14 protein-coding genes are annotated in these 13198 nt (G+C 73.1%); 9 read left to right on the top strand and 5 right to left on the bottom strand.

Features of this window, described 5'->3' with window-relative positions; all coding sequences use genetic code 11:
- Positions 1-310 precede the first annotated feature (310 nt).
- Positions 311-1390 (bottom strand): alcohol dehydrogenase catalytic domain-containing protein, encoded by a 1080-nt coding sequence (locus IU369_RS07740; protein ID WP_217923997.1) that lies wholly within the window; start codon positions 1388-1390, stop codon positions 311-313.
- 62 nt (positions 1391-1452) lie between these two features.
- Between IU369_RS07740 and IU369_RS07735 the strand changes: the two genes are divergently transcribed.
- From IU369_RS07735 to IU369_RS07710, 6 genes are all read left to right on the top strand, one after another.
- Complete coding sequence (locus IU369_RS07735; protein ID WP_217923996.1) at positions 1453-1941, top strand: MarR family winged helix-turn-helix transcriptional regulator; 489 nt, start codon at positions 1453-1455, stop codon at positions 1939-1941.
- Between the two features lie 114 nt (positions 1942-2055).
- Positions 2056-3060: a magnesium transporter CorA family protein gene (locus IU369_RS07730; protein ID WP_217923995.1), complete on the top strand. Its 1005-nt coding sequence runs from the start codon at positions 2056-2058 to the stop codon at positions 3058-3060.
- Between the two features lie 50 nt (positions 3061-3110).
- Positions 3111-3578: an HIT family protein gene (locus IU369_RS07725; protein ID WP_217923994.1), complete on the top strand. Its 468-nt coding sequence runs from the start codon at positions 3111-3113 to the stop codon at positions 3576-3578.
- 2 nt (positions 3579-3580) lie between these two features.
- Positions 3581-4924: a phosphomannomutase/phosphoglucomutase gene (locus IU369_RS07720; protein WP_217923993.1), complete on the top strand. Its 1344-nt coding sequence runs from the start codon at positions 3581-3583 to the stop codon at positions 4922-4924.
- On the top strand, positions 4921-5547 hold the full coding sequence (locus tag IU369_RS07715) for an ATP-binding cassette domain-containing protein (protein ID WP_217923992.1): 627 nt from the start codon (positions 4921-4923) through the stop codon (positions 5545-5547). Before IU369_RS07720 ends, IU369_RS07715 begins: the two co-directional genes overlap by 4 nt.
- Positions 5544-6359, top strand: coding sequence for a hypothetical protein (locus IU369_RS07710; RefSeq protein WP_217923991.1), 816 nt, complete (start codon positions 5544-5546; stop codon positions 6357-6359). Before IU369_RS07715 ends, IU369_RS07710 begins: the two co-directional genes overlap by 4 nt.
- Here the strand turns inward: IU369_RS07710 and IU369_RS07705 are convergent.
- Together IU369_RS07705 and IU369_RS07700 are read right to left on the bottom strand one after the other, a co-directional pair.
- Positions 6352-6966: a hypothetical protein gene (locus IU369_RS07705; RefSeq protein ID WP_217923990.1), complete on the bottom strand. Its 615-nt coding sequence runs from the start codon at positions 6964-6966 to the stop codon at positions 6352-6354. The two genes, IU369_RS07710 and IU369_RS07705, sit on opposite strands and share 8 nt — an antisense overlap.
- Before the next feature lie 6 nt (positions 6967-6972).
- Entirely contained in the window at positions 6973-8058 is a 1086-nt protein-coding gene (locus IU369_RS07700) for a radical SAM protein (protein WP_217923989.1), read from the bottom strand.
- A gap of 65 nt (positions 8059-8123) precedes the next feature.
- Between IU369_RS07700 and IU369_RS07695 the strand changes: the two genes are divergently transcribed.
- From IU369_RS07695 to IU369_RS07685, 3 genes are read left to right on the top strand one after another with little or no spacing between them, the layout of a single operon-like run.
- Positions 8124-8699, top strand: coding sequence for a DUF1802 family protein (locus IU369_RS07695; RefSeq protein WP_217923988.1), 576 nt, complete (start codon positions 8124-8126; stop codon positions 8697-8699).
- A 34-nt stretch (positions 8700-8733) separates the two neighbouring features.
- The gene (locus IU369_RS07690) at positions 8734-9060 is read left to right on the top strand and encodes a hypothetical protein (RefSeq protein ID WP_217923987.1); all 327 of its coding nucleotides are present in this window, start codon (positions 8734-8736) and stop codon (positions 9058-9060) included.
- Positions 9061-9501, top strand: a complete 441-nt coding sequence (locus IU369_RS07685) for a MarR family transcriptional regulator (protein WP_217923986.1) — start codon at positions 9061-9063, stop codon at positions 9499-9501.
- Positions 9502-9635: 134 nt separating this feature from the next.
- Here IU369_RS07685 and IU369_RS07680 read toward each other — a convergent pair whose 3' ends face one another.
- Positions 9636-12008 (bottom strand): arylsulfatase, encoded by a 2373-nt coding sequence (locus tag IU369_RS07680; protein ID WP_281426216.1) that lies wholly within the window; start codon positions 12006-12008, stop codon positions 9636-9638.
- Positions 12009-12097: 89 nt separating this feature from the next.
- Positions 12098-13168 (bottom strand): isocitrate/isopropylmalate family dehydrogenase, encoded by a 1071-nt coding sequence (locus IU369_RS07675; protein ID WP_425516815.1) that lies wholly within the window; start codon positions 13166-13168, stop codon positions 12098-12100.
- Between the last annotated feature and the right edge of the window lie 30 nt (positions 13169-13198).

Genomic DNA, 13198 nt, shown 5'->3' with positions numbered 1-13198 from the left:
GCCTCGGCCGGATGGACCGTCGCCGGCCAAGTGGACCCCGCGGCCACGGCCAAGTGGACCTCGCGGTCGCGGCCGGATGGACCGTCGCTGGCCAAGTGGACCCCGCGGCCACGGCCAAGTGGACCTCGCGGTCGCGGCCAAGTGGCCGTTTCCCGGAGTGCGATTGGAGCTGGGGCCGCGGCCGGATGGACCGTCGCCGGCCACGTGGACCCCGCGGCCGCGGCCAAATGGACCTCGCGGTCGCGGCCGAATGGACCCCGGCACCACGGGCCCCGGCGCCCGCCGTCGCGGGCACCGGGGCGGGCGGGTCCTACGGGGTGAGGGCGACCTTGATGGAGCCCTCGGCGCGGGTGTCCATGATCTCGAAGCCGTGGACGGCCTCCTCGAGCGGGAGGTCGTGGGTGAAGACGACGCCGGGCGAGATGGTCCCCTTCTCCAGCTCCGTCAGCAGCTCCGGGATGTAGGCCCGCGACGGGCAGACACCCGGGTGGAGGCTGACGTTCCGCATGAAGACCGCCGAGATCGGCTGCTCGACGGGCTGGAAGAAGTGCGACATGCCGAGCATCGACACGGCGCCGCCGTCGCGGACGAGCGACAGGGCCTGCTTGATCGACGCGTCACCGGAGATCGAGTCGATGACGGCGTCCGCGCCCCGGCCCTCGGTGAGCTCCGCGACGAGGGCGGCGGGGTCGCCGGCCTTGTCGTCGGCGGAGTGGGTCGCGCCGTTCGCCGTCCCGATCGCCACCCGGTCGGCGTGGTGGCCGACGAGGACGACGTTCTCCGCACCCTTCAGCGCCGCGGCCTGGACGGCGCAGAGGCCGACCGCGCCGTCACCGATGACGACGACGGTGTCCCCGCCCTTCACTCCCGTCTGGACCGCGCCGTGGTAGCCGGTGGCGAACACGTCGCCGAGCGGCAGCACCGCCGTGTCGTGCTCCGCCGCCGCCAGCGCGCCCGGGATGACGACGAGGGTGCCGTCCGCCTCCGGAACGCGCACGAACTCCGACTGGCCGCCCTCGACCTCCCCGCCGGCGTGCTCACCCCAGAAGGGGCTGCCGAAGATCCCACCCGACGTGCACGAGCTGTGGACGCCGTCGCTGCAGTAGAAGCACGAGCCGTCCGAGAACACGAACGGGGCGACGACGCGGTCCCCCACCTTCAGGTTCCTCACGTCGCCGCCGACGGCCTCCACCACACCGACGAACTCGTGGCCGAGGCGGGTGCCGGCGACCATGCCGAGATCCGGGCCGTTGTTGAAGAAGTGCAGGTCCGAGCCGCAGATGCCGGCCTTCGTGACGCGCACCAGCGCGTCGCTGCCCTTCAGGATCGTCGGCTCGGGGATCGTCTCGACGCGGACGTCCTGCAGTCCGTGGTAACGGGCGGACCTCATCCGGCACCTCCAGCTCGATTGCTCACACATGAGTGATCTGTGAGTCATCGTACACTCGGGCCATGGACACGGCCGCCACCCCGGACGGACGCGACGACGCCTCCGGCCGGCTGATCGCCCTCGGCTCGGACCTCGAGGGCGTCTTCGACCGCCTCGCCCGCCGCCAGGGGAACATCACGCTCGTCCAGTACCGGGTGCTCGCCACCCTCGCGGCCCACGCCCCCGACCCCCTCGAGCCCTGGCAGCTCGCCCGCCTCCTCACCATGGGGTCGAACCACGTGACGATGGTGCTCGACCAGCTCGCGGCGCGGGAGATGATCTCCCGGGCGCCCCACCCCCACGACGGCCGCCGCCGGCTCATCAGCGCGACGCCCCTCGGCCTCGAGACCGCGCGGCTGCTCGGCGCCCACGTCGCCGCCCTCGAGGAGCGCATCATGTCGTCGGTCCTCAGCGACGCCGAACGCGCCCAGCTGCACGCGATCGCCGCCAAGCTGCAGGCCGCCGTCGCCGCGATGGTGGTCCCGACGACCCGCCAGCGCCCCGGCTCCTGAACGCCCCGGTGACGGGCGGCCCGGCGGCCGGTGACGGCCGGGGGGCCGCGGTGTGCCAGAATCCGCCCGTGCCGTCGATCCCACCCATCGAGACCACCACCGCGCGGGCGGACGATGGCGAACCTTCCGAAGATCCGCCGAGGCCAGACGGGCCGGCCGGTCCCCGTCGGGGACTCCGGTGACGGCCGCGCCCGGCCGGACGTCCAGCGCCTCGAGAGCCACGGGCTCACCTGGCTGAACATCGAGGCGCCGACCGAGATCGAGACGGCGTGGCTCGCGGAGCACCACGAGTTCCACCCCCTCGACCTCGAGGACGTCCTCTCGCGGCGGCGCCAGCGCGCCAAGATCGACGAGTACGCCGAGTACCTGTTCATCGTCCTGCACTTCCCGCGCTTCGACAAGCGCACGGGACGGCTGCAGGCGGCGGAGCTGAACGTCTTCGTGGCCGAGGACCTCGTCATCACGCTCCCGAACGAGCCGCTCAAGCCGCTCAGCGCGCTGTGGTCCCGCTGCGAGCGCAGCGAGGACGCCCGCGAGCAGTACATGAGCAAGGGCTCCGGCTACCTGCTCTACGAGATCGTCGACACGATGTACGACTACTGCTTCCCGATCCTCGACAAGATCGGGTTCAAGCTCGACTCGATCGAGGACGAGCTGTTCGAGGGCGAGAGCGAGGACCTCGTCCGCGACATCTCGAACATCAAGCAGGAGATCATCAACTACCGCAAGATCGTGAAGCCCCAGCGGTCCACGCTGCGGCTGCTGGAGCGCAGCAACCAGCGCTACGCCCCCCAGGACCTCGAGATCTACTTCGACGACATCGTCGACAAGAGCGAGCGCATCTGGGACCTGCTGGAGAACTACAAGGAGGTGGCCGAGGCGCTCGAGGCCACCAACGAGACGGTCATCACCCACCGCCTCAACGACATCCTGCGCTACCTCACGATCATGTCCGCGATCCTGCTGCCCATGACGCTGATCGCGAGCATCTACGGCATGAACGTGGAGGTCCTCCCCTTCAGCGAGGACGGCGCGCTGTCCCTCGTGGCGCCGCTCCTGCTGATGGTCGTCGTGGCCGCCGGCCTGATCCTCTGGTTCCGGCACAAGCGGTGGCTGTAGGCGGCCCACCCCCGGACCGGGGGCCCGACATCATGTGGTCGCCGTGGCGCATGGCCTACATCGCGGCCGAGAAGGAACACGGCTTCGAGGGGCCGGCCTGCGTCTTCTGCGACCTGCCCGCCCGCGACGACGATGAGCGCACGTACATCCTGTACCGTGGCGCCCGCGCGTTCGTGATCATGAACCTCTACCCGTACAACAACGGGCATCTGATGGTGGTCCCCTACGCGCACGTGGACTCGGTGCGCCTCCTCGACGAGGCCACCCTCACGGAGATCATGGTCCTGATCCAGCGCGCACAGGCGGTCGTCGAGGAGCGGATGAGGCCCCAGGGCTTCAACATCGGCGTGAACCAGGGGCGCGCGGCCGGGGCCGGGATCGCCGACCACGTCCACATGCACCTGGTGCCGCGCTGGGTGGGCGACACCAACTTCATGCCGGCCCTGGGAGACGTACGCGTGATGCCGCAGCACCTCGACGAGACCTACGCCCTCCTGCGCCCCGGGTTCGCGTCATGACCATGGACCCGGCGGTCTTCAAGGCCTACGACGTCCGCGGCCTCTACCCCGGCGAGCTCGACGAGGAGGGCGCGGAGCGCATCGGCGCCGCGTTCGTCGCGGTGACCGGCGCCCGGCGCGTCGCCGTCGGCCACGACACCCGGCTGTCCTCCCCCTCCGTCGCCGCCGCCTTCACCGAGGGCGCGATCGCCGCGGGCGCCGACGTGGTCGAGCTCGGGCTCTGCGCCACCGAGATGCTCTACTTCGCGGTCGCCGAGGGCGGTTTCGACGGCGGCGCCGTCATCACCGCGAGCCACAACCCGCCGCAGTACACCGGCGTGAAGATGGTCACCGCCGGCGCGCTGCCCCTCTCCGGCGACGCCGGCATCGGCGAGGTCGGGCGCGTCGCCGCCGCCGGCCCGCCGACCGCCGCGACCCCCGGCACGCGCTCCCGCGAGGAGGGCCTGCTCGACCGCTTCGTCGAGAAGTGCCTGACGTTCGTCGACCCGTCCGCGATCCGCGGCCTGCGCGTCGTCCTCGACGCCGCGAACGGCATGTCCGGCCTCTACCTGCCGCCGGTCATCGCGCGCCTCGACATCGACGCCGTGCCGTTCTTCCTCGAGCTGGACGGGACGTTCCCGAACCACGAGCCGAACCCGCTGCTCCCCGAGAACCGCGAGTTCATCATGGCGAAGGTGCTCAAGGAGAAGGCCGACCTCGGCATCGCCTTCGACGGCGACGCCGACCGCTGCTTCTTCATCGACGACGCCGGCGAGTTCGTGGCCGGCGACTTCCTCACCGCCCTCCTCGCCCGCCACCTGCTGGCGCGGACCGGCCCGGCCCCCGTCGTCTACGACCTGCGCGCGTCGCGGGCCGTCCCCGACGCCATCACCGCCGCGGGCGGCACCCCCGACATGTTCCGGGTCGGCCACGCCTTCATCAAGCGGCGCATGCGCGAGATCGACGCGGTCTTCGCCGGAGAGGTCAGCGGCCACTACTACTTCAAGGACTTCTCGTTCGCCGACAGCGGCCTCATCCCGGCGCTGCTGGTGATGGAGATGGTCGCCGTCACCGGGCGGCCGCTGTCGGAGATGATCGCCGAGTTCCGCGAGCGGTACCACATCTCCGGCGAGATCAACTCGACCGTCGATGACGCGCCCGCCGCGATCGAGCGCATCCGCGCCCGCTACTCCGACGGCCGCCAGACCGAGATCGACGGCCTGTCCGTCGCCTACGACGACTGGCACTTCAACGTCCGCTCGTCCAACACCGAGCCCCTCCTGCGCCTCAACCTGGAGTCGCTGGTGTCGGAGGACGACATGGAGCGCCGCCGCGACGAGGTGCTCGAGGTGATCCGCACCGCGTGAGCGAGTCACGGGCCGTGGTGGCGGCCGAGGACATGGAGGTGCGCTACCACGGCGGCCCCGAGCCGGCCGTGCGGGGCGTGTCGCTGCTCCTCGGCCCCGGCGAGGGGCTGCTCCTGACCGGCTCCCCCGGCGCGGGCAAGACGAGCCTGCTGCGGGGGCTGCTCGGCCTGGTCGAGCACCGCGGCAGCGCGACCCTCTTCGGCGTCGCGGTCGGCGACGCCCGCGCCCGCCGCCGCATCGGCTACGGACCACAGGGCGACGGCTTCGCGTCCGGCCTGCGGGTGTCCGAGGCGGTGCGCGAGGTGCTGGCGCTCCGCTCGGCGGCGCCGACGGCCGGCGCGACCTCCGACGCCCTCGACCGCGCCGGGCTCGGGTACGTCGCCGACTGGCGCACCGGCCGGCTCGACGCCGAGGGCTGGCGGCGCCTGTCGCTCGCCCTCGCCATCGCCGGCGACCCCGACCTCGTCGTGCTCGACGATCCCTGGGTCCTCGGCGACACGCTCCGCGAGATCGCCGCCGCCCGCGCCCGCGGCGCGGCGGTGCTCGCCGCCGCCGGGCGCCCCGGCGGCCTCGCCCCGGCCCTCGGCCGCCGCATGGCGCTCCAGGACGGGGTCACCCGGTGAGCTGGCTCCTGACCCTCGTCACGCTCGAGGCCCGTCGCGTCGCCCGCCGCCCCTGGGTGCAGGTCGGCGTCGCCGCCGGCGCGGCGCTCGCCGTCGTCGCCGTCGTCGTCGCCGCCACCCACGAGGGCCTCGCCCGCGAGGACGCCCTGCGCCGCGGCACCGCCTCCCTGCTCCTCCTCGGCGGCCTCGCGCTGGCGATCGCCCTCGGCAGCGCCGCCCTCAACCGCGACGCCACGGGCGGCCACTTCGGGATGCTCCTCGGCGGGGGCGCCTCGCGCCCGCAGGTCATCGCCGGCGCCGTCGGCGCGCGCCTCGTGATCCTCGTCGGCGCACTCGCCGCGTGGACCGTCATCGTCCAGGCCGGCGCCCTCGCGCTCGGGCTCGGCCTCGACGGGCCCCTCGCGGTCCACGCACTCGCGGTCGGGGAGGGGCTCGTCCTCGCCCTCCTCGCCTGCGCCGCCGCGAGCGCGATCGTCGCCCCCGCCGCGGCGGGCGTGTTCGGCGCGTCGGTCTACGTCGTCGCCCAGGCGGCCGTCAACCTGAAGGCCGCCGCCGATCAGGGGCTGATCGGCACCGCCGACGCCGGCGTCTCGTTCCTCTACTGGATCTCGCCGCGCGCGGTGACCTCGCCGATGATCGCCGACATGCAGTTCCGCGACGTCGCGGGCCCCGCCGCCCCCCGGGTCGAGATCAACCAGAACACCGTCATCGTGCCCGCGGCGGAGTGGGACACCGTCGTCTGGACACTCGCCTGGTGCGTCCTGCTCGCGCTCGTCTGCGTCACCGGCCTGCGCCGGCGCCCCGTCAACTAGCCGGCCGCCGCCCCGCCCTCACCAGGCGCGCCAGCTCGGCCCGCCCCAGTCCCGCCCGGCGTGCGGCCGCCAGCACGTCGCCCATCGTCGCCTCCCCCGCCCCCACCCGGCGGGTGGCCTCGTCGACCACCGCACCCGGGTCGTCCCCCGCCCGGGCGGCGAGCGCGTCGAGCGACAGGCCCGCCAGCGGCGACGGCGGGGCGGCCGGGTCGTCGGCCTGCACGACGACCGGCAGGCCCGCCTTCAGCGACCCGTCGCCCAGCGCGCGCGTCAACCCGCGCAGCACCATCGCCAGGTCCGGAGGGGGCCCCGGGTCGAGGGGCTCCGCGCGGGGCGCCGCCGGGGGCGACGGCGCGCCGAGCGCGAGGACACGGCCACCGCGCCGCGGTCCGTGCAGCACCTCCACCCGGCCGCCCACCGGCGGGCCCGCCGGGTCGGCGTCATCGACCTCCGCCGTCGCGGCGAAGGGCGCGGCGCCGCCGTCGGCGACCCGCAGGCGCAGGAGCCACCGGCCGTCCCCGACCCGCTCGGCGGCCGTCACCTCCGCCCACGCGGGGCGTCCCCGCTCGCGCAGGCGCCGCTCGGCGCGTGCGCGGGGCGACCACACCCGGGGCTAGGCCGCCACCCCGTCGCGGTGGACGCGGTCGTAGAGGGTCCCGCGCTCGGCGGGGCGCTTGCCCCCGGCGGCGATCAGGCCGCGCATGCGCTCCTCGGACAGGCCGAGCGGCGTCTGCACGGTCGTCGCGTGGGCGATGCGCTCCTCGGTGAGCGTGCCCGACAGGTCGTCCAGCCCGTACCCGAGGGCCTCCGAGGTGATCTCCTCGCCGAGCATGACCCAGTGGCCCTTGATGTGGGCGAAGTTGTCGAGGAACAGGCGGGCCGTCGCGATGGTGCGCAGCTTCTCCTCGCGGCTCGGGCCCGGCAGGTACGCGAAGTCGGTGTTGCCCGGCAGGAACGGCAGCGGGATGAAGGCCTGGAACCCGCCCGTGTCGTCCTGCAGCGCGCGGAGCTGCGCCATGTGGTCGACCTGCTCCTCGGGCGTCTCGAAGTGCCCGAACAGGAGGGTCGCGTTGGTCCGGAGGCCCTGGGCGTGCGCCTCGCGGTGCACGGCGAGCCAGACCTCGGCGGGGACCTTGCGGTCGGCGATGATCTTCCGCACGCGGGGGCTGAAGACCTCGGCGCCGCCACCCGGCATCGTGTCGTGGCCGGCGGCGCGCAGGCGCTGGAGGGCCTCGGCGTGGGACACCTTCGAGATGCGGGCGATGAAGTCGACCTCGACGGCCGTCAGCGCCGTCAGCGAGACGTGCGGCAGCGTCGCCTTCAGCTCGGAGAAGAGCTCCTCGTAGTACGGGAGGTCGTACTCCTTCGTCATGCCGCCGACGATGTGCAGCTCGGTGATGCCGAGGTCCGAGAGCTCGACCGCGCGGTCGACGAGCTGGTCCACGCTGTAGGCGTAGGCGCGCTCGTCCTTCTCGGTCCACACCGCGAACGCGCAGAACCCGCACCCGACGACGCAGATGTTGGTCGGGTTGAGGTGGGCGTTGACGTTGTAGGTGATCTCGTCCCCGTACCGGCGACGGACCACGGCGTCGGCGGCCGCGCCGAGATCCTCCAGCGGGGCGTCGCGGTGGAGGGTGATGGCCTCGTCCGGCGTGATGCGCTCGCCGTCGGCCGCTCGCGAGAGGATGGCGTCGATCATGCGTCCAACTTATCAGGGCCCCCCGTCACCATGATCGGACACCCGTCCCGCGCTAGGCTGCGGACGTGGCTGAACACGCGCTGAAGGAATGGGCCGTCGCCGTCGCGGCCCTCGCCGCGGGCGACCAGGTGCTCATCGTCCGCAAGGGCGGCATCGGCGAGAAGCGGTTCGAGCTGCCGCACCGCAGCTTCTACCTCTTCCCCACCTACGCGCACCAGCGCCCCGAGCTCGTGAAGCCCGAGGCGCGCGTGCGCTTCGGCGACCCCCTGGCCCAGCGGGACGACCCGGAGCGCCTGCCGCTCGCGGTGTACGCCGAGCTGGTCGAGGCGCACCCGATCGCCGACCCCGACGCCCTCGCCGCGATCGACCACCTGCACGTGCTGACCGCCGACTACGCGGCGGAGCGGCTGCGGTGGCGCCGCAAGCACCCGCTGTGGGCGGCGATCCTCCGCGTCTGGACGGTCGACCCCGTCCCGGTCCTCGAGGACGCCCCGTCGCACGGCGGCTGCGTCAGCTGGATCGAGCTGCCCCCCGCCATCGGGGCCCCCGAGGGCCTCGTGCCCGCGCTCGACGACGCGGCCTTCGCCCGCGCGTCCGGCGAGGTCGAGGCGGCGCTGACGGCGGCCGGGGTGGTCCGCTGACCCCCGCGCAGGTCCGACGAACGGAGGGAGCCGCATGAACCACGCCACGGCCTTCGACGGCCTGCTGGCCGAGCAGCCCGCGGACTGGTCGTTCTTCGAGGTCTACGTGACCCTCGACGACGCCCGCACCCTGTCCGACGCGCGGGTCGCCCTGGCGCGGGCGAACGCCCGCCCCCAGAAGGGGCCCGGCGAGCACGACTTCCAGATCACCGTCGCGAACACCCACGGGCACGGCGCGCGCGCCGGCGTGGTGCGGTCCGCCCTGCGGATCCTCGACGACCGCGGCATCACCGGCCGCACGTGGGCCGGCGAGACGCGCAGCACGACGCGCCCCGCCCCGCCCCACCGCTACGGGCCCTAGGTGCTCCGCGACGAGGACGACCTCCAGCTCCTGGCCGAGCTCGCCGGGGTCCTTGACGAGGTCGTGAGCGCCGCCGGCCTGTCGCCGGGCTCGTACCTGATCCTGCGCGAGCTGGTCGCGAACCCGGGGCCGAACCCCGTCACCGACCTCGCAGCGCGCCTCGGCGCGAGCCCCGAGGAGGTCGCGCCGCTCTGCTCGCGCCTCGTCGACCTCCACATGGCCCTCGTGAAGGGCAGCGGCGTCGAGGTCACCGACAACGGGCTCGGCAAGGCGGCCCGCATCGAGTCGGACGCGAACGACGCGATGCGCGCCTACGTCGTGGACCGCCCGCACACCGCCGCCGTCTACGGCCTGGTCGCCTCGATGCAGGCCGGCCGGTTCACCGTCGAGGACCTGCTGGAGTTCCTGGCCGAGGGGCCGACGACCTCCGACGACGGGTGACGCACCCGCGGGACCTGGTGCCGCTGCTGATGGTGGTCGCCATCGTCGCGTTCATCGTGATCGCGATCGTCGTCCGCAACCGCCGGGGGCGCTGAGCCCCCGGCGGCCGCGCGGACACGGGCGGGGAGCCCGCGTCACTGCCGCGCCATCGCGACCCGGAGACGCTCCTCGGGGTCGATGAGGTGGTCGTCGTCGGCGACGCCGACATCGAGCTGCACCCAGTTGATCCGGCCCGTGAAGCGGCTGGACGTCGCCGAGTAGTCAGGCGTCACGGTCGTCCCCGACTCGTAGCCGATGTCGGTCGTCTCGTCCGCCGAGAAGACCATCGGCTGCGTGCGCTCGACGCGACCCGCGCCGACGGGCTCGCCGTCGTGGTAGATCGTCACGTCGCCGCCCTTCGCGAGCCCGCCCCCGTCGTAGGCGAACTCGACCCGCACCTGGTGCGTCCCCCGGGGGATCGCCACGTCGGCGACCGTCGCGAACTCCTGGACGCCCAGCACGTTGTAGACGAACTTCGCGTGGCCGTCCCGGGCGTACACCGCCCACCCCCCGAAGCGGCCGCCCTGGGCGATGATCACCCCGTCCGCGCCGCCGACCGGGACCTCAACCTCCGCCGTCACCGAGAACGAGCGGTTCTTGATGCTGACCACGCTGTTCTCCGAAAGCCGCCCCATCCCGGGGAAGAACAGCTGGCTGTCGCCCCGGATCAGCGTCGGGCGCCCCGCCATCGACGCCTCGATCCGCTCCGCCGTCCGGTCATCGAGGGGCAGGACGTTGTACTTCGTCGCCTCGATCAGCCAGAGGCGCTGGAGGTGCGCCAGCCGCTCCGGCATCTCCGCCGAGAGGTCCGTGGCCTGGCTGTAGTCGGCCGCGCCGTCGTAGAGCTCCCAGACGTCGGCGTCGAAGGCGGGCAGCTCGCCGCCGACCATCACCCACGGCGTGCGGTGCTTGGTGACCGCGCTCCAGCCCCGGTGGTAGATGCCCCGGTTGCCGAACATCTCGAAGTACTGCAGGTCGTGGCGTTCGGGCGCGGCGGCGTCGTTGAACGAGTAGAGCATGCTCGTGCCCTCGATCGGCGACTGGAGCACGCCGTTCACCATCGTCGGCTCGGGCAGGCCGGCGGCCTCGAGGATCGTCGGGGCGACGTCGATCACGTGGGTGAACTGGCTCCGCAGCCCGCCGCGCTCCTCGATGCCCCGCGGCCAGTGCACGATCGTCCCGTTGCGGGTGCCGCCCCAGTGGGAGGCGACCTGCTTGGTCCACTGGAAGGGGGTGTCCATCGCCCACGCCCAGCCGACCGCGTAGTGGTTGTACGAGTCGGGCGACCCGAAGTCGTCGATCCGGGCGATCAAGAACTCGGGCGTCTCGAGCGCGGCCATCCCGTTGAAGTTGGCCATCTCGTTGAAGGCGCCGTTGACGGTGCCCTCGGCCGACGCGCCGTTGTCCCCGATGATGTAGTAGATGATCGTGTCGTCGAGGATCCCGAGGTCCTCGATGGCGTCGATCACGCGGCCGACCTGATGGTCGGTGTGCTCGAGGAAACCGGCGTAGACCTCCATCTGCCGGGCGAGCACCGGCGTGAGCTCGTCGGGCATCTCGTCCCACGCCGGGATCTCGGCATGCCGGGTCGTGAGCTCGGCGTCGGGGGGGATGACCCCCATCTCCTTCTGGCGGGCGAACGTCCTCTCGCGCTGGACGTCCCAGCCCTCGTCGAACTCGCCCGCGTAGCGGTCAGCCCAGTCCTTCGGGACGTGGTGCGGGGCGTGCGTGGCGCCCGGGGCGAAGTAGACGAAGAACGGCCGGTCGGGCATCAGCGCCTTCTGCTGCCGGATCCACCCGACGGCGCGATCGGCGAGGTCCTCGGTGAGGTGGTACCCCTCCTCGGGGGTCGCCGGCGGCTCCACGGCGGTCGTGCCATCGTAGAGGGCGGGCTCCCACTGGTTGTTCTCACCGCCGATGAACCCGTAGAACGTCTCGAACCCGCCACCGCCCGAGGGCCACGCGTCGAAGGGGCCGAGGGGGGAGGTCTGCCACACCGGTACCTCGTGGCACTTGCCGAACTGGGCCGTCGAGTAGCCGTTGAGCTTCAGGGTCATCGGCAGCGGCGCCTTCGTGTTCGGTCGCAGCGAGCTGTTGCCCGGCGCCGACGTCGCGGTCTCCGTGATCGACCCCATGCCGACGGAGTGGTGGTTGCGCCCCGTCAGCATCGCCTGGCGGGTCGGCGCGCAGAGGGCGGTCGTGTGGAAGCGGTTGTACCGCAGCCCGCCCGCGGCCATGCGCTCGGCGGTCGGCGTCCGGCACGGGCCCCCGAACGCCGACGAGGCGCCGAACCCCACGTCGTCGAGGAGGACGATCAGGACGTTCGGGGCGCCGGGCGGCGGCAGCAGCGGCTCGATCGGCGGGTACGCCGTCTCGGGGTCCTTGGCGTCGTACGTGGTGAGACCGGGCGGCGGCCGGTCCGGGATCGGCAGCATGGCCCGGGCGTGCCGGTCGGGCGGGGTGCTCATCGCGCGCCTCCGTGGGCTCGGCGTCGTCGGAGCGACGGTACGAGCGGGCCGTCCCACGGGCATCGCCCCAACGGGACGAGCCGACCGGCTCAGTAGCGGAGGGCGCTCTCTCCCAGGGCCGACCACACGTCGAGCTTGGTGCGCACCCGCTTGATGACCTCGTCGGTGAACTCGTCCATCGCGCTCTCGCCCCCGAGGTCGGCGGTGCGGACCCCCTCGGCGATCGCCTCGAGGGCGCCCTCGTAGATCGCCCGCGACGCGACGGGGAACTGCTCGTCGCCCATGTACGGCAGCACCGACGCGCCCGCCAGGATCATCGCCAGCGGGTTCGCGACGTTCTTGCCCTGCAGGGTCGGCGCGGTGCCGTGGGGGGCCTCCGCCATGACGGCGCTGGCGCGGAAGTCCTCGCCGAACGCGAGCAGCTGGGACTCGGCGCCGGCGATCGACCCGAAGAGCTGGAGGATCATGTCCGAGAGGCAGTCGCCGTCGCGGTTCAGGGCGGGGACGACGAGGGCGTCGCCGGAGTGGCTGACGAGGGCCGCGTAGAGGGCGTCGATCAGGATCGGCCGGTACCGCACGTCGGGGTGGCGCGCGGCGGCGGCGTCGAGCTCCTCCTTCAGCATCCCCTCGTAGACGGGTGAGACGGTCCACTTGGGCCCGCCGAAGACGGTGGCGTGCATCCGGCGCGCCTGCTGGAAGGCGAACTCGGCGACGGCGCGGCACGTGCGGCGGGAGATGCGCTCGACGCGCCAGGCGAGCTCGTCGTCGCCCTCCCCCTCGCGGTACTCGCGGGCGTTGTAGGCGTCGTCGACCGCCATCCGGACGACCGAGATCGGGGCGTGGATGCCGCCGAGGGGTCGCACGCCCGACAGGCGCCGCCCCGTCCGGATGATGACCTTGCCGCCGATCGCCTCGCGCAGCAGCGCGTTGGGGCTGCCGACGTCGCCGGCGCCCTCGGGGGTGATCGTCGCGGCCTTGAGGCCGAAGCCGTGGCGCACGTTGGCCTCGGCGGCGTCGAACACCACCTGGTTGCGCGTGCGACGGCGGTTCTCGAGGGAGAGGTCGTACCGCTCGAACGTGAGCGGCAGCCCGATCACGTCGGGCGCGAGGACGCGGAGCGCCTCCTCCAGCAGCTCCTGGCCGGTCTGGTCCCCCTCCATGACCACCAAGGTCCGCGGCTCCACCGGGCG

The organism is Miltoncostaea oceani (assembly GCF_018141545.1).
Lineage (GTDB): Bacteria > Actinomycetota > Thermoleophilia > Miltoncostaeales > Miltoncostaeaceae > Miltoncostaea > Miltoncostaea oceani.
The sequence above is the reverse complement of the archived record's forward strand: the minus strand, read 5'-3'. Positions and strand labels throughout refer to the sequence as shown.